The 15,628-nt window shown below is 61.9% G+C and carries 12 protein-coding genes, 1 tRNA gene and 1 other RNA gene; 7 read left to right on the top strand and 7 right to left on the bottom strand.

All coding sequences use genetic code 11. The features are described from left to right. The first annotated feature begins 77 nt into the window (after positions 1-77). From ttrB to ttrA, 3 genes are read left to right on the top strand one after another with little or no spacing between them, the layout of a single operon-like run. Positions 78-815 carry a tetrathionate reductase subunit TtrB gene (gene ttrB / locus SSARUM2_RS16665; protein WP_060452523.1) on the top strand — a complete coding sequence of 246 codons (738 nt, stop codon included), beginning with the start codon at positions 78-80 and terminating at the stop codon, positions 813-815. Further along, positions 812-1,843 carry a tetrathionate reductase subunit TtrC gene (gene ttrC, locus SSARUM2_RS16660; protein ID WP_060430661.1) on the top strand — a complete coding sequence of 344 codons (1,032 nt, stop codon included), beginning with the start codon at positions 812-814 and terminating at the stop codon, positions 1,841-1,843. Before ttrB ends, ttrC begins: the two co-directional genes overlap by 4 nt. After that, a complete protein-coding gene (gene ttrA, locus SSARUM2_RS16655) occupies positions 1,836-4,907 on the top strand; it encodes a tetrathionate reductase subunit TtrA (protein WP_060452524.1) in 3,072 nt (1,023 codons plus the stop codon). The genes ttrC and ttrA overlap by 8 nt, the downstream gene beginning before the upstream one ends. Positions 4,908-4,954: 47 nt before the next feature. On the opposite strand, the gene SSARUM2_RS16650 is transcribed toward ttrA, so the two are convergent. The 4 genes from SSARUM2_RS16650 to SSARUM2_RS16635 all read right to left on the bottom strand — a co-directional run bounded on the left by SSARUM2_RS16650 (position 4,955) and on the right by SSARUM2_RS16635 (position 7,292). Beyond that, positions 4,955-5,084: non-coding RNA, RtT sRNA (locus SSARUM2_RS16650), on the bottom strand. A gap of 34 nt (positions 5,085-5,118) precedes the next feature. Further along, positions 5,119-5,195: transfer RNA gene (locus SSARUM2_RS16645), tRNA-Pro, on the bottom strand. Positions 5,196-5,273: 78 nt separating this feature from the next. Further along, the gene (gene yejM, locus SSARUM2_RS16640; RefSeq protein WP_060438464.1) at positions 5,274-7,055 is read right to left on the bottom strand and encodes an LPS biosynthesis-modulating metalloenzyme YejM; all 1,782 of its coding nucleotides are present in this window, start codon (positions 7,053-7,055) and stop codon (positions 5,274-5,276) included. A 9-nt stretch (positions 7,056-7,064) separates the two neighbouring features. Continuing rightward, positions 7,065-7,292, bottom strand: coding sequence for a YejL family protein (locus SSARUM2_RS16635; RefSeq protein WP_004935782.1), 228 nt, complete (start codon positions 7,290-7,292; stop codon positions 7,065-7,067). 210 nt (positions 7,293-7,502) lie between these two features. On the opposite strand from SSARUM2_RS16635, the gene yejK reads away from it, so the two are divergent. Continuing rightward, positions 7,503-8,510, top strand: coding sequence for a nucleoid-associated protein YejK (gene yejK, locus SSARUM2_RS16630; RefSeq protein WP_039565050.1), 1,008 nt, complete (start codon positions 7,503-7,505; stop codon positions 8,508-8,510). Positions 8,511-8,594: 84 nt separating this feature from the next. On the opposite strand, the gene rplY is transcribed toward yejK, so the two are convergent. Both rplY and SSARUM2_RS16620 read right to left on the bottom strand, forming a co-directional pair. After that, positions 8,595-8,879 (bottom strand): 50S ribosomal protein L25, encoded by a 285-nt coding sequence (rplY, locus tag SSARUM2_RS16625; protein ID WP_004935776.1) that lies wholly within the window; start codon positions 8,877-8,879, stop codon positions 8,595-8,597. Between the two features lie 162 nt (positions 8,880-9,041). Next, positions 9,042-10,799, bottom strand: a complete 1,758-nt coding sequence (locus SSARUM2_RS16620) for a DEAD/DEAH box helicase (RefSeq protein WP_033635283.1) — start codon at positions 10,797-10,799, stop codon at positions 9,042-9,044. Positions 10,800-11,117: 318 nt separating this feature from the next. Here SSARUM2_RS16620 and rsuA point away from each other — a divergent pair, with 318 nt between their 5' ends. From rsuA to SSARUM2_RS16605, 3 genes are all read left to right on the top strand, one after another. Next, positions 11,118-11,831 carry a 16S rRNA pseudouridine(516) synthase RsuA gene (gene rsuA, locus SSARUM2_RS16615; protein WP_033648013.1) on the top strand — a complete coding sequence of 238 codons (714 nt, stop codon included), beginning with the start codon at positions 11,118-11,120 and terminating at the stop codon, positions 11,829-11,831. A gap of 41 nt (positions 11,832-11,872) precedes the next feature. Continuing rightward, positions 11,873-13,069 carry a Bcr/CflA family multidrug efflux MFS transporter gene (locus SSARUM2_RS16610; RefSeq protein WP_025303559.1) on the top strand — a complete coding sequence of 399 codons (1,197 nt, stop codon included), beginning with the start codon at positions 11,873-11,875 and terminating at the stop codon, positions 13,067-13,069. 595 nt (positions 13,070-13,664) lie between these two features. Next, positions 13,665-14,009: a YejG family protein gene (locus SSARUM2_RS16605; protein ID WP_004935763.1), complete on the top strand. Its 345-nt coding sequence runs from the start codon at positions 13,665-13,667 to the stop codon at positions 14,007-14,009. An 8-nt stretch (positions 14,010-14,017) separates the two neighbouring features. Here SSARUM2_RS16605 and yejF read toward each other — a convergent pair whose 3' ends face one another. After that, positions 14,018-15,628, bottom strand: coding sequence for a microcin C ABC transporter ATP-binding protein YejF (gene yejF / locus SSARUM2_RS16600; RefSeq protein ID WP_047571257.1), 1,611 nt, complete (start codon positions 15,626-15,628; stop codon positions 14,018-14,020).

Genomic DNA, 15,628 nt, shown 5'->3' with positions numbered 1-15,628 from the left:
AATCATCGACATTGTTTATTCATCTAACGGGCATCAATAGCGTGATCGGGATGATGCCCAGGGCATGGGAGAGGCGCATGGATTTCGGTAAACGGCAGTTTTTGCAGCGGCTGGGCGTGTTGACGGCGGGGGCTTCGCTGATCCCCGTGGCGGAGGCCGGGCTGACGTTAGCGCCGACGCGGCGCGAGGGGGATGCCAGCCGCCGCTACGCGATGCTGATCGATCTGCGGCGCTGCGTCGGGTGCCAGGCCTGTACCGTCAGTTGCGCCATTGAAAACCAGACCCCGCACGGGGAGTTTCGCACTACGGTAAACCAGTACCAGGTCAGTCTCGAAGGCGAAGCGGTGGCGACCAACGTGCTGCTGCCCAGGCTGTGCAACCACTGCGACAACCCGCCCTGCGTACCGGTGTGCCCGGTGCAGGCCACCTTCCAGCGCGAGGACGGGATCGTGGTGGTCGACAACAAACGCTGCGTGGGTTGCGCCTATTGCGTGCAGGCCTGCCCGTACGATGCCCGTTTTATCAATCACGCCACCCAAACGGCGGACAAATGCACCTTCTGCGTACACCGGCTGGAGGCGGGATTGCTGCCGGCATGCGTGGAGTCGTGCGTGGGCGGGGCGCGGATCATCGGCGATATGCGCGATCCGCACAGCACGCTGAGCAAGCTGCTGCGGCGTCACGAGGCCGAGATCAAAGTCCTCAAGCCGGAGAACCAAACCGCGCCCCACGTATTTTATCTGGGGCTGGATGACGCCTTCGTCACGCCGCTGCCGGGGCGGGCGCAGGTCGTCTTATGGGGGGAGGGACGATGAGCCGCCAACTGATGATCGCAGAGGTTTTGAGCCAGCCGCAGGCGGTGAGCTGGCTGCCGTGGGCCGTGCAATATTTCTTCTTTATCGGCATTGCCGCCTGCGCCGCGTTGCTGGCCTGCGTGTGGCGCTGGCGCGGTGGAGACAACGCCGCACATTTGGAGCGCGCGGCGCTGTTTATCGGGCTGACGTGCGCCATCACCGCGCCGCTGGCGTTGACCGCCGATCTGCATCAAACCGCCCGTTTCTGGCATTTTTACGCCTACCCGACGCCCTGGTCGTGGATGCCGTGGGGCGCGCTGTTCTTGCCGCTGTTTACCTTGCTGATCGGCCTGTGGTTTATCGCGATTGAATTTACGCGACTGACGGGCAGACCGGTTGCGCTGCTGCGTGGGATCGCGCCCGCCTGCGCGCTGGTGGCTATCGGCCTGCTGTTGTACACCGGGCGCGAGGTTTCCGTCGTGCGCGCGCGCCCAATCTGGTTCAGCTACGCATTTCCGATCGTGATGTTCCTCAGCGCGCTGCAGGCACTCTTGGCTCTGTTGCTGTTGGCGATGCGCAAACGGCCCGGCCTGCAGGCGCCGCTGGCGCGCGGGATGCTGCTGACGCTGCTGCCGCTCGGCGGGGCGATCCTGCTGTGGGTATGCGGCGATACGCTATCCGGCGCGGCGGTACGCCACTGGCTGCAGACGCAGGCGACGGCGACGGCGCGTCAGTATGCTGCCGGCTGGATCGCGCTGTGGGGGTTGGCGCTGGCGTGCGCCGCCTGGGCGGCCTATCGACGTTTGCCGCGCGGCGGCGCGCCGCTGCTGGTGGCCGGCGCGCTGGGGCTGAGCTGGCTGATGCGCTGGACGCTGTTGATTGAGGTGCAAACCATCCCGAAATACAACGCGTCTTATTCCCCCTATAGTCTGCCGCTTGGTACCGACGGCTTGCTGGCGATCGTCGGCACCTTCGGGCTGTGGCTGGCGTTAATGATCATGGTGCGTGAAGCACAGGCGTTTTTACTGCGGAGAAAACAACATGGCTAAACTCACCCGGCGTCAGTGGTTGAAAGTGGGCCTGGCCTTCGGCGGGCTGTCCGCTTTCGGCCTGAGCTATCGCGAGGTCGCCAAACGGGCGATCGACGGTTTGATTCACGGCACCTCAGGGCGCGTGACTCTGGATCGCATCAACGGCAACTCTCTGCTGCCCGAAGGGCGGGCGGTGCCGGAATGGCAAGGCAATCCGCAGCAGGCCATCTCGATGACCCAGTGCTTCGGTTGCTGGACGCAATGCGGCGTGCGGGTGCGGGTGGACAGGCAGACCGACCGGGTACTGCGTATCGCCGGCAACCCGTATCATCCGCTGTCTCAGGAGCGGCACCTCGATTCTGCGTTGCCGCTGCAGGACGCGTTGGCGCAGCTGGGCGGGGAGAGCGGCCTCGACGCGCGTTCCACCGCCTGCGCGCGGGGCGCTACGCTGCTGGAGGGGCTTTACAGCCCGCTGCGCGTGCTGGAGCCGATGAAGCGCGTCGGCAAGCGCGGCGAGGGAAAGTGGCAGCGCATCAGCTTCGAGCAGTTGATCGCCGAAGTGGTGGAGGGCGGCGATCTGTTCGGCGAGGGGCATGTGGACGGCCTGCGGGCGATCCGCGATCTGGAAACGCCGATCGATGCCCGACAGCCGGGGCTGGGGCCGAAAGCCAACCAGCTGCTGGTGACCAACGCCGGTGATGACGGGCGCGACAGCTTCCTGCGGCGCTTCGCCCAGAACAGCTTCGGCAGCAAAAATTTCGGCGCGCACGGCGCTTACTGCGGGCTGGCCTACCGCGCCGGTTCCGGCGCGTTGATGAACGATCTGGACAAGAATCCGCACGTGAAACCGGACTGGGAACAGGTCGAATTCGCGCTGTTTATGGGCACCTCGCCGGCGCAGTCCGGCAACCCGTTCAAGCGTCAGGCCCGGCAGTTGGCCAGCGCCAGATTGCGCAGCGAATTCCGCTACGCGGTAGTGGCACCGGCGCTGCCGTTGACCACCACGCTGGCGGACGATCATGGCCATTGGATCCCGATACTGCCGGGCACCGACTCGGCGCTGGCGATGGCGATGATCCGTTGGATCCTCGACAATCGGCGTTATCAGGCCGGTTATCTCGCCATCCCGTCGGAGGCGGCCATGCAACGCGTCGGCGAGAAGAGCTGGACCAACGCCACGCATCTGGTGATCGCCGAGAGCGAGCACCCGTTGGCGGGGCAGCATCTGACGCTGGCCCATCTGAACGGCGCGGAGTCGGCGTCGCCGCTGGTGGTCAACGGCGCGGGGGAACTGGTGGCGGCCGAGACGTGCGACAGCGCCGAGCTGTGGGTAACCCGCACGGTGACGCTGCACGACGGCGCGCAGGTGGCGGTGAAGAGCGGCTTTCAGTGTCTGAAAGAGGCGGCCGACAAGCTGTCGCCGGAAGCCTACAGCCGGGAATGCGGCGTACCGGTGGCGCGCATCGCGGCGCTGGCCGAGGCCTTTACCGCCCACGGGCGCAAGGCGGCGGTGATCGCCCATGGCGGGATGATGGCGGCGAACGGGTTTTACAATACCTGGTCGGTGATGATGCTCAACGTGTTGATCGGTAACCTGAGCCTGGCGGGCGGGGTGTTCGTCGGCGGCGGCAAATTCAACGGTTTCGCCGAGGGGCCGCGCTATAACCTGGTCGAGTTTCCCGGCCTGGTAAAACCGAAGGGGTTGAATATCGCGCGCAGCAAGGCCGCCTATGAAGCCTCCGACGAATACCGCGAAAAAGTCGCGGCGGGCGTTTCGCCCTGGCCGGCCAGGGCGCCCTGGTATCCGTTCGTCGCCGGGCAGTTGACCGAGCTGCTGACGTCGGCGCTGGCGGGATATCCGTACGGGCTGAAAGCCTGGATCTCGAACATGACCAACCCCTTGTACGGTATCGCCGGGTTGCGCGGCGTGGCGGAAGAGCGGCTGAAAGATCCGGCGCGTTTGCCGCTGTTTATCGCCATCGATGCGTTTATCAACGAAACGACGGCATTGGCCGACTATATCGTCCCGGACACCCATAACTTTGAGAGCTGGGGATTCAGCGCCCCCTGGGGCGGCGTCGCCAGCAAGGCCACCACTGCGCGCTGGCCGATAGTGACGCCGGCGACCGCGAAAACGGCGCAAGGGCAGCCGATCTCCATGGAGGCGTTTTGCATCGCCGTCGCCAAACGCCTGGCGCTGCCGGGGTTCGGCGATCGCGCTATCGGCGACGGCCGGGGCGGGCTGCTGCCGCTCAACCGCGCCGAGGATTATTATCTGCGCGCCGCCGCCAACGTGGCGTTTGCCGGCAAGGCGCCGGTGCCGGCCGTGAGGGAGGAAGAGCTGGCGCTGAGCGGCGTCGATCGCTTGTTGCCGCAGCTTGCGCAGACGCTGCGCGCCGATGAGATCGGCCGCGTGGCGTTTATCTACAGCCGCGGCGGCCGCTTCGCCGGTCATGACAGCGGACGCCGCGACGGCAGCGTGGGCAACCGCTGGGAGAAGCCGCTGCAGATCTGGAATGCGGAAGTGGCGAAGCACCGGCATGCGATTACCGGCGAGCGTTTCAGCGGCTGCCCAACCTGCTACCCGGCGCGTTTGTCTGACGGCCGCGCGGTGGAAGAACTCTACCCTGAGCGGCAGTGGCCGCTGCGGCTGATGTCCTTCAAATCCAATGTGATGAGCAGCTCCACCGCGGTGATCCGGCGCCTGCACGACGTGAAGCCGGTGAACCTGGTGGCGCTGAACCCGGCGGACGGGGCGCGTTTCGGCATTCAACACGGTGATTGGGTGAGCATCAGCACCCCGGGCGGCAGCCGGGAGGCGCAGATCAGTCTGCTGGCGGGGGTGATGCCCGGCGTGATCGCGGTGGAACACGGCTACGGCCACCGGGAGATGGGCGCCAGCCAGCACTACCTGGACGGCGAGCCGCTGGCGATGGATAAGCGCATTGCCGCCGGCATCAATCTCAACGATCTGGGGTTTGCCGATCCGACGCGTGAAGTGCCGAACACCTGGCTGGACTGGGTGACCGGTGCGGCGGTGCGCCAGGGGATTCCAGCGGCGATCGTCAAACTTTCCGCGTAAACGGCAGACGAAAAAAAACCTGCTGTAACAGCAGGTTTTCTTAAATTTGGTCGGCATGAGAGGATTATGCGCATCTTCGATGCTTGCCCTGCGGGCCGTTGCTAAAGCAACGTGGTCTCACTACGTTCGGCTCAAACCTCCTTCGGAGATTCTCATCCTCTCAGTGTGCAGACGAAAAAAAACCTGCTGTAACAGCAGGTTTTTTTGAATTTGGTCGGCATGAGAGGATTCGAACCTCCGACCCCCGACACCCCATGACGGTGCGCTACCAGGCTGCGCTACATGCCGACGCTATGAAAAATCATACTACCGATTCCCGATGTTAATGCAAGCGCCTCACCACTTGATTGCTTTAGTTTTAAGCAGTTAGTTGGCGATAAAGCGTTTTACATCGGTCAGTACCTGCAACAGCAGAGCAAGCTGCGGTTTCTCGTCTTTTATTTCATCGCCGTTCTGATCGTAGACGCGATAGTTGCCGCTGTTGTCCAGCATCAGCGTCTGCGTCGGCGTGATGATCACCAGCTGATTGCCATCGCCGGTAGCGATCCAGTCGTTGCGGCGCTGGGCGGTGAACAGATCTTCGCCCTGCGAATAGTCTTTCGGCGCGGTCTTCACGTGCAGCAATCGTTGCATCAGGGTGCGCATCACGTCGTTATGGCCGGTCAGTTTGCTGATGGTCTGCGCCGGGGTGCCCGGCCAGTGGATCACCAACGGCACCTGCAGCTGCGCCTGGTTGAAGCCGGTGCCGGCGCCCCATTGGCCTTTGCCGCTGTCGTTGAACTCGACGCCGTGCTCGGCGGTGATCACCACCACGGTTTTATCCAGCAGGCCGCGCTGTTTCAGGGTGTCCAGCACCTGGGCTATCTGGGCGTCCACGTCTTGCGCGCCGGTGCGATAGCGCCGAATAAAGTCTGCCGGCGCCGGGGTTTTGTCGCCTTCGACAGCCTCGGCGCCGCTGAAGCTGATATAGGAGAACCACGGCTCTTTGCTACCCTGATCCGCCAGCCAACGCTGCCATTGCTGCGTGGTTTGCGCGTCGCTTTGCGGCGCCGGCGTCGGCAGCGAGAAGTCGGTCAACAGCGCCTGACGGTACAGGCTGGCGTTGAAGCCATCGGAGGAGAACAGCCCCAGCTGGTAGCCCCGATCGCCGAGCGCAGCGATCAGCGCCGACGGCTTGCGGCCGGCGAGCACGCTGTCCAGATAGGTCGGGGAAATGCCGTAGAACAGGCCGAACAGCCCGGTATCGGCATGGTTGCCCGAACTGTAATGATCGCTGAAACGCACGTTTTCCTGGGCGAAGCGCGTCAGCGCCGGCATGTCCTGCGTCACGTCTTTGGCGCGAATGCCGTCCACCACGATCATCAGCAGGTTATAGCCGCTGCCTTTATCGCCGTAGCTGAGATCGCTGAGCGGATACTCTACCGCCACCGCTTCCGGATTGCCCTGTTGCATCAGGCGGCGCTCATACTCTTGCTGGTCGAGCAGGCCGTGTTTTTCGAGGAACTTGCGCGCGGTCATCGGGTACGAGAGCGGCAGGTTGGCTCGCTGCATGGTGATCGGGCGATAGAAGTTGGCGTCGGCCCAGATGTAAATCAGGTGCGACGCGAAAAAGGCGCTGATAAACAGCGCCGCCAGCGGTTTGCCGAAGCGGCGGCGGTTCAGGCTGCGCAGCTTCTGCCAGCTCCAGGTGGCGAACAGCATCTCCACCAGGAAGATCGCCGGCACGCAGATGAACATCAGTTGCCAGTCGCGCGACAGTTCGCTTTGGTCCGGGTTGACCACCAGATCCCACACCACCGGATTGAGGTGCAGGTGGAAATGGGAGAACACTTCGCTGTCGACCAGCAACAGCGTGAGCCCGATGGTGGCCAGCGCGGCGGAAATAAATCGCAGCAGCCGCTGCGACATCACCACGAAGGTGAGCGGGAAGATCACCAGCAAATAGCCGGCGAACACGATAAAGCTGAAATGCCCCAGCAGGCTGACAAAGGCATAAACCCGGCCCAGCAGGGATGCGGGCCAGTCGGTGACAAACAGGTAACGGCTGCCCAGCCCAAGGGCGAGCAAAATGTTGAATAAGGCGAACCAGTGCCCCCAGCTGATCATCTGGGAGACTTTTTCACGATAACGCTGACGGTTTGTCACCATAAGTCAATATTAATGTGCTTTATCTTCACGGACAGAAGCCTGCAGGGCTTCCGCGAACGATCTCGCCAGGGTTTTCCGCTGCGCGGGGGCAACGCTGGTGTTGATCAAATTAGTGACCATATTGCCCAGCACCATCAGGGAAAGATCGGTGGGGGTATGGTGTTTTTCCAGAACATTGACCAGCTCTGAGAGCAGTTGTTCAACGTGTTCGTCACTGTAACGGGATGATTGTGGCATAAAATTGCGCTTAGTAATCTGCAAAGTGCCCTATCTTACCGTATAGGGCAGTGATTTTCCGCTCTTTTATCACTTCCTGTCATTCGGGAAATTGTTCGCCCGCGCCGGGGCTGCCCCTCGCAGCGCCTTTCCGGTTTGCCGCGGTTTTTAGTATTGCAGGGCGGGGCCTTCAGTGTTTGAATACGCGCCTAAAGAACAGGAGGATTTACCATGAGTCTGGATATCGACCAGATCGCTCTGCACCAGTTGGTGAAACGCGACGAGCAAACGCTGGACGTGGTGCTGCGCGATTCCTTGCTTCCCACCAACGCGGCGGTGGAAGAAATGATGACGGAACTGCATCGCGTCTATAGCGCCAAGAGCAAGGCCTTGGGCCTGTTCAACGAAGGCAGCGAGCTGGCGGAAGCGCTGCGCACCTGCCGCAAGGACGATAAGGACTTTCTGGCCTTCAGCCGCGCGGCGACTGGCCGCCTGCGCGACGAACTGGCGAAGTATCCGTTCGCCGAAGGCGGCGTGGTGCTGTTTGGCCAATACCGTTATCTGGCGGTGGAGTATCTGCTGATCGCGGTGTTGAACAGCCGTAACAGCATGCGCGTCAACGAAGAGCTGGATATCAACACCACGCACTATCTGGACATCAACAACGCCGATATCGTCGCGCGCATTGATCTGACCGAATGGGAAACCAACCCGGAATCGACCCGCTACCTGACCTTCCTGCGCGGGCGCGTGGGCCGCAAGGTCGCCGACTTCTTCATGGATTTCCTGGCGGCGTCCGAAGGGTTGGACACCAAGGCGCAAAACCGTGGGCTGCTGCAGGCGGTGGACGACTACTGCGCCGATGCGCAGCTGGACAAGAACGAGCGCCAGTCAGTGCGCCAGCAGGTGTACAGCTACTGCAACGAACAGCTGCAGGCGGGCGAAGAGATTGAGCTGCAGGCGCTGTCGCAGGAGCTGTCGCCGGTCGGCGAGAAAGACTTCATGCAGTTCTCAAGCGAGCAAGGGTATGAGCTGGAAGAAAGCTTCCCGGCGGATCGCGGCACGCTGCGCCAGCTGACCAAATTCGCCGGCAGCGGCGGCGGTATCAGCCTGAACTTCGACGCCATGCTGCTGGGCGAGCGCATTTTCTGGGATGCGGCCACCGACACGCTGACCATCAGAGGTACGCCGCCGAATCTGCGCGATCAGCTGCAGCGCCGGACCGGCAGCGGCAAGTAAGCGCGCCGAATCGCAGACAATAAAAAACGCCGCAATTGCGGCGTTCTTTATTTCGGCGTCCCGAAAGGTTCGAAAACGTAGCGATTAAACGCGAACGAAGTCGATGTGAGCCAGTTTTGGCTTGAACGGGTGACGCTGTACAGCCTGAACCTTAACTTTGGTTTCTTTACCGTCGATAACCAGAGTTACTGCTTCGCTGTAGAATTCTGGTTTAGCTTCCATGTTCTTGACAGAATCATGGTCCAATTCGATGGAAACTGCAGCTTCTTTGCCACCGTAAACGATAGCTGGGAATTTGTTTGCTGCACGCAGGCGGCGGCTCGCACCTTTACCCTGGTCTTTACGTACTTCTGCATTGATAGTGAACATTGTTTTTTCTCTTAAAAGAAAATTTACCCTGCTACAGGCGACCCAAGTAGCAAGTTCGGAATTCCGCTTTAACGCTGGGCAGGCCCAGGTAAAGCGCGCGGCATTTTAACGGAAAGCCGCCTGCAGGGCAACGAAAACCTGCCCAGATTGAGGGCCGTTCGCTCAGGCCAACTGATTGGCGCGGCGGAAACGGCCTTGATAATCGAACACTTTCTCGCGCACCTGCCAAAACTGCCCGCGCTTGCGCGCCACCACGAAATCCGGATGGCGCAGCGCCTGCTGTTGCGCCAGCACGTCGGCGGCGGTGTGCCAGGCGAACGGCACGCCCGGCGCGCGCTGGTGCGGGCGCAGGAACAGCATTTCGAACGCTTTGCGCTGCGCCGGCGTCTGCAGGCGGAAGCGCTCGCTGGTGCTGGTGCCGTCCTCGTCGTAATAGGTGGCCTTCAGCCATTCGCCCTTGTCGTCGCGGCCGCTCTGCAATTCCATGCCGCCGCAGCGCAGCACCAGCGCGTCTTTCAGCTTCAGCGCCGCCTTCAGCATGTCATCGGGATCGACCAGCACCTCCTGGCACTGATGGCAGCGGCGCGCGGCGATGTCGTTCTCCGCGCCGCAGTGCGGGCAGCTCTTGAACCGGAAGCGGTAATCGCACTGTTCGCGGTGGCCGTCGTCGTCTTCCAGCCAGCCCTGACAGCGGCGGCCGTAGTGCTCGATGATGTCGCCATTCTCGGTGCACTTGCCCCAGAACAGGTTGGCGAAGCCGCAGGCCGGGCAGAACACCTGCACCGGCTGGCTGTCGCCGTGCGGCTTGCTGACGCCGACCTCCGGCGTGAACAGATCGTGCGGGTTGCCGGCGTAGTCGAGGATCAGGCAATCCTCCTTGCCGGGCGCCAGCCGCAGACCGCGGCCGACGATCTGCTGATACAGGCTGACGGACTCGGTCGGGCGCAGAATAGCGATCAGATCGACGTGCGGCGCGTCGAAGCCGGTGGTCAATACCGCTACGTTGACCAGATAGCGCAGCTGCTGCTGTTTGAACGCCTCGATCAGCGCATCGCGCTCGGCGGGCGGCGTTTCGGCGCTGACCAGCGCGGCCTCGCCGTTCGGCAGCAGGCCGTGGATCTCGCGGGCGTGCTCGACGGTGGCGGCGAAGATCATCACCCCTTTACGATCTTGGGCGTACTCTACAATCTGGCTGATGATATGCGGCGTGACGCGGTTTTGCCGCTTCAGCTCACGGTTCAGATCCGCTTCGCTGAACAGGCCGTTGCTTCTGGCCTCCAGCCGGCTGAAATCGTACTGCACGATCGGCATGTCCAGCCGCTCAGGCGGCACCAGGAAGCCGTTCTTAATCATATAGCGCAGCGGCAGCTCGTAGATGCAGTCGCGAAACAGGCTGGCGCCGTCGCCGCGGGTGAAGCCGTGGTAGTGATACTGGTAAATCCAGCCTTTGCCCAGGCGATAGGGCGTGGCGGTCAGCCCCAGCAGCCGCAGCTGCGGGTTGGTTTTCTGCAAATGCTGGATGATTTGCTGGTACTGGCTGTCGTCGTCGTCGCTGATGCGGTGGCATTCATCGACGATCAGCAGCGAGAAGGCACCGTCGAACAGCGGCAGGTTGCGCGCCACCGACTGCACGCTGCCGAACACCACCTTGCCGGCGCTCTCTTTTTGTTGCAGGCCGGCGGCGAAGATGTCCGCTTCCAGGCCGTAGGCGCAGTATTTGGCGTGGTTTTGCGCCACCAGTTCCTTGACGTGCGCCAGCACCAGCACCCGCCCGCGGGCGCGCTTCGCCAGTTCGGCGATCACCAGGCTTTTGCCGGCGCCGGTCGGCAGCACGATCAGCGCCGGTTCGGGGTGCCGCCGGAAATGATTGATGGTGGCTTCGACCGCTTCCAGTTGGTAGGGGCGTAGGGTAAAGGCCATAAATGAACGCCGTAGGTTGGAATGGGCCGCCGGGAAGCGGTTTTGTCACCTCTGTTCCCACAGAAAGCGTGACATTTTACGCCCCGGGCGGCCGAAAAATTTCCATTATTATGCCTTCTGCGCGCGCGCGGTGCGAGAAGCGTGAAAATTACCCCTGTCGGGCAACGCGTTGTGCCGCTATACTCGTGTGACAGCAATCGCTGTTCCCCCACGCGATTTCCCCCCTGAACCTGCCATTTGCACCCGGTGCAACGGCGGGCGTCATATTTTGGCAATACGATCAATGCGATCATAACAACGACAGGCAAAGCAGATCCCATGCGATTGGACAAGTTTTTATCTCAGCAGTTAGGCATCAGCCGTGCGCTGGTCGCGCGCGAACTTCGGGCTAAACGCGTCACCGTTGACGGTGAGGTGGTGAAGAGCGGGGCGATCAAACTGACCCCGGAGCAAGAAGTGGCGTTCGACGGCAATCCGCTGCAGCAGCAGAACGGCCCGCGCTATTTCATGCTCAACAAACCGCAGGGCTACGTCTGCTCCACCGACGATCCCGATCATCCGACGGTGCTGTATTTCCTCGATGAGCCGGTCGCGTACAAGCTGCACGCCGCCGGGCGGTTGGATATCGACACCACCGGGCTGGTGCTGATGACCGACGACGGCCAGTGGTCGCACCGCGTCACGTCGCCGCGCCACCACTGCGAGAAAACCTATTTGGTCACGCTGGAGCACCCGTTGGCGGAAGACACCGCGCAGCGTTTCGCCGAAGGGGTGCAACTGCACAACGAGAAAGATCTGACGCGGCCGGCGACGTTGGAGCAGGTCGACGAGCGCGTGGTGCGCCTGACCATCAGCGAAGGGCGCTACCACCAGGTGAAGCGGATGTTCGCCGCCGTCGGCAACCGGGTGATCGAGTTGCACCGTGAGCGCATCGGCGCCATCGTGCTGGATGACGATCTGGCGCCGGGCGAATACCGCCCACTGACCGAAGAAGAGATCGCCAGCGTGGGCGCGCCGCACCTGCAGGACTGATAACCGATCATTGATTGCGGCCGATTAAGGAGTCGTGGAACGTGCAACAGAACCGAACCTCTCATCTCGGTTTGATTTTCATTCTGGGCCTGTTGTCCATGTTGATGCCGTTGGCGATCGACATGTACCTGCCCAGTATGCCGGTGATCGCCGCCCAGTTTGGCGTCGAGTCCGGCAGCGTGCAGATGACGCTCAGCGCCTATATGCTCGGCTTTGCCTTCGGGCAGCTGTTCTATGGGCCGATGTCGGACAGCATCGGCCGCAAGCCGGTGATCCTGTGGGGAACGCTGATCTTTGCCATCGCCGGCTGCGCCTGCGCCATGGCGCAGTCTATCGATCAGCTGATCGGGCTGCGTTTCCTGCACGGTCTGGCCGCCGCCGCCGCCAGCGTGGTGATTAACGCCCTGATGCGCGACATGTTCACCAAGGATGAGTTCTCGCGCATGATGTCGTTCGTCATTCTGGTGATGACCATCGCGCCGCTGCTGGCGCCGATGATCGGCGGTGCGCTGCTGCTGTGGTTCAGCTGGCACGCCATCTTCTGGACCATGGGCGCCGCGGCGCTGATCGGTTCACTGCTGGTGGCCTTGTTCATCAAGGAGACGCTGCCGAAAGAGCGGCGTCAGCGGTTCCACCTGCGCACCACGCTGGGCAATTTCGGTTCGCTGTTCCGCCACAAGCGGGTGCTGAGCTACATGTTGGCCAGCGCCTTCTCGTTTGCTGGCATGTTCTCGTTCCTCAGCGCCGGGCCGTTCGTCTACATCGAACTGAACCACGTTTCGCCGCAGCACTTCGGCTACTATTTTGCGCTGAACATCGTCTTCCTGTTCCTGACGACGCTGATCAACAGCCGCAACGTGCGGCGGTTCGGCGCGGTCAAGATGTTCAAGCTGGGGCTGCTGGTGCAGCTGGCGATGGGGTTGTGGCTGCTAGCGGTAAGCGCCGTCGGCCTGGGCTTCTGGGCGCTGGTGATCGGCGTAGCGGTCTACCTGGGGTGCATCGCGATGATTTCCTCCAACGCCATGGCGGTGATCCTGGATGATTTTCCGCATATGGCGGGCACCGCGTCTTCCCTGGCCGGCACGTTGCGCTTCAGCATCGGCGCGCTGGTGGGGGCGGTGCTGTCGATGGCGCCGGGCAAAAGCGCCTGGCCAATGGTCACCTCGATGGCGCTGTGCAGCATCGTGGCGGTGCTGTTCTACGTTTACGCCAGTCGGCCGCGCGATCGCGCAGCCTGACGTTCTCCCGACTCGGGGCGTTTCGCCCCGCAGCGTCATGGGGTTGCGCCCTGCCATTTCAGGGTGCAACCGGCAATGAATAATTTGTTGCTAAATATATGCCTGCTAATTAATCGGTAATTTTCCCATCTGTGTGCTTTTTGTTAAAAAACTCCGCCATCGTGCCGCCCGATATTCCCCGGGAGGCGCGGCGTTCTGTCGGCTGCGCCGCGCGAGTGGTTTGTATTAGGATTGATGTAAATCAAGGCATTAGCAGGAGAGGCTGCGCTAACGTGGCGGGTGAAATGTTTCTTCAATGTAAAAATATGGCGACGGAAAAGTAGTCGCATTGCAAGAAAAAAGAGTTGAGATCGCTGCGGGAAAGGGTTACATATAACGCAAAAATGCGAGCTGAGTCGCAAAATGCCGTGAAATAACACCGCACGGTGCGCCAAAAAAATGGCGCGGCATCGGCAAGCACGGGGTCAGGTTAATGGTTTGCGGCAAAATTTACATTTAAATAACATTTGTGCGCGGCAGAGTCGGGAGTCAACGGCTATAACTTAGTAACCCTGTCAGGTAAAAGTGTTTCACCTTTTCAAACTAGGGATTTCATGTGGAGAGTATCCAACTTTCGGTAGTGCATCGCTTGCCGCAAAGTTATCGTTGGCTATCCGGTTTCACCGGCGTGAAGGTCGAACCGATTCCGTTTAACGGAATAGACGAAGATAACAACCTGATTGGGCTGAAGTTGCTCAGCCATGAAGGGGCCGAGGCCTGGCAGGTAATGCAACAGCTCAATCTGTCGCTGCAGGAGATTCAGGTCGACTGCGCGATTGTCGAATGGGAAGGAGAACCTTGCCTGTTCGTGCAGCGCAGCGACGAGAGCGCCACCATGTGCCGCCTGAAAAACGTCGGCGCCGCGATCGCCGAACCGCTCAGCGCGCAGTACCCCTTCTGAATTCGCCGCTAATCCGCCAACTGCAGCAGTTGACGGGTATAGTCGGCGGCGGGCGCCGCGAAAATCGCCCGGCAGTCTCCCTGTTCAACCACTTCTCCCTGTCGCAGCACGATGACCTGGTGGCATAGCGAACGCACCACCTGCAGGTCATGGCTGATGAACAGATAAGCCAGCCGGTGGCGTTGCTGCAGCGATTTCAGCAGCGTCAGGATCTGCGCCTGCACCGATTTATCCAGCGAAGAGGTCGGTTCGTCGAGGATCAGCAGCTGCGGCTGCAGGATCAGCGCGCGCGCGATGGCGATACGCTGGCGCTGCCCGCCGGAAAACTCGGTGGGATAGCGGTGGCGCAGCTGCGGATCCAGGCCGACCTCCTGCAACACCTCGATCACGCGCTGTTCCCGCTGCTCGGCGCTAAGCTGCTGGTGCACTTCCAGCCCCTCGGCGATGATCTGCTGCACGTTCAGGCGCGGGTTCAGGGCGGAATAGGGATCCTGAAAGACGATTTGCATCCGGCTGCGGTAGGGCAGCATCTGCTTCATCGTGAGCGGGTGCAGCGGTTCGCCGTCGAACCAGATGGCGCCCTGCGAGGCCAACAGGCGCAGCAGCGCCAGCCCGGTGGTGCTTTTGCCCGAGCCGGATTCCCCCACCAGCCCCACGCTTTCCCCGGCCCGCAGCTCGAAACTCAATGATTTCAATGCATAGTGATAATCCACCGTGCGGCGCAGCAGGCCGCGGCGAATGGGGAAGCGCACCTGCAGGTTCTCCACCTTGAGCAGCGGCCGTTCGTCGCCGGGGCGCCCGTTGGCCGCGGCAGGCAACGGCAGCGGTTCACCGACGTCTTCGGCGGCCAGCAGCTGCTGCGTGTAAGGATGCTGCGGCCGGCTGAACAGCCGCGCGCGGGCGTTTTGCTCCACGCAGCGCCCCTGGCGCATCACCGCCACGTTGTCCGCCAGGCGGCGCACGATATTCAGGTTATGGGTGATGAACAGCAGCCCCATGTCCATCTCTCGTTTCAATTCTTGCAGCAGCGTCAGGATCTGCGCCTGGATAGTGACGTCGAGCGCGGTGGTGGGTTCGTCGGCGATCAGCAGTTTCGGGCGGGTCAATACCGCCATGGCGATCATCACCCGCTGGCGTTCGCCGCCGGACAGCTGATGCGGATAGTCCTGCAGCCGGCTTTTGGCCTGGCGGATGCCGACGCGCTCCAGGCACTCGACGATCTCCGCGCGCGCGGCATCGCGCCGCAGGCCGCGGTGCAGCATCAGCACTTCCGCCAGCTGTTTCTCGATGGTGTGCAGCGGGTTAAGCGACACCATCGGTTCCTGAAAGATCATCGCGATCTGATTGCCGCGCACCTTGCGCAGCGCCGCTTCCGGCGCATGCAGCAACGAATCGCCGTTGAACAGAATGTCGCCGGCAGGGTAAACCACCGGCGGCGCGGGCAGCAGGCGCAGTATCGACAGGGCGGTGACGCTTTTGCCGGAGCCGGATTCCCCTACCAGCGCCAGCGTTTCCGCCGGCGCGATTTGCAGCGAGAGTTCGTTGACCACCGGCGTGACGGTGTCGCCCTGGCGGAAGGCGATGCTGAGATCCTGAATAGCGAGCAAAGGAGTGGCCAT

This window comes from Serratia sp. K-E0102, assembly GCF_029962625.1.
GTDB lineage: Bacteria > Pseudomonadota > Gammaproteobacteria > Enterobacterales > Enterobacteriaceae > Serratia > Serratia sarumanii.
Note: the sequence above shows the minus strand (reverse complement) of the source record. Positions and strands in the feature narration are given on the sequence as shown.

What these genes read in the sequence shown, in the direction of transcription:
- ttrB (WP_060452523.1), top strand. Translation starts at nt 78, where the DNA reads ATGGATTTCGGTAAACGGCAGTTTTTGCAGCGGCTGGGCGTGTTGACG.
- ttrC (WP_060430661.1), top strand. Translation starts at nt 812, where the DNA reads ATGAGCCGCCAACTGATGATCGCAGAGGTTTTGAGCCAGCCGCAGGCG.
- ttrA (WP_060452524.1), top strand. Translation starts at nt 1,836, where the DNA reads ATGGCTAAACTCACCCGGCGTCAGTGGTTGAAAGTGGGCCTGGCCTTC.
- yejM (WP_060438464.1), bottom strand. Translation starts at nt 7,055, where the DNA reads ATGGTGACAAACCGTCAGCGTTATCGTGAAAAAGTCTCCCAGATGATC.
- SSARUM2_RS16635 (WP_004935782.1), bottom strand. Translation starts at nt 7,292, where the DNA reads ATGCCACAATCATCCCGTTACAGTGACGAACACGTTGAACAACTGCTC.
- yejK (WP_039565050.1), top strand. Translation starts at nt 7,503, where the DNA reads ATGAGTCTGGATATCGACCAGATCGCTCTGCACCAGTTGGTGAAACGC.
- rplY (WP_004935776.1), bottom strand. Translation starts at nt 8,879, where the DNA reads ATGTTCACTATCAATGCAGAAGTACGTAAAGACCAGGGTAAAGGTGCG.
- SSARUM2_RS16620 (WP_033635283.1), bottom strand. Translation starts at nt 10,799, where the DNA reads ATGGCCTTTACCCTACGCCCCTACCAACTGGAAGCGGTCGAAGCCACC.
- rsuA (WP_033648013.1), top strand. Translation starts at nt 11,118, where the DNA reads ATGCGATTGGACAAGTTTTTATCTCAGCAGTTAGGCATCAGCCGTGCG.
- yejF (WP_047571257.1), bottom strand. Translation starts at nt 15,628, where the DNA reads ATGGCCACTCCTTTGCTCGCTATTCAGGATCTCAGCATCGCCTTCCGC.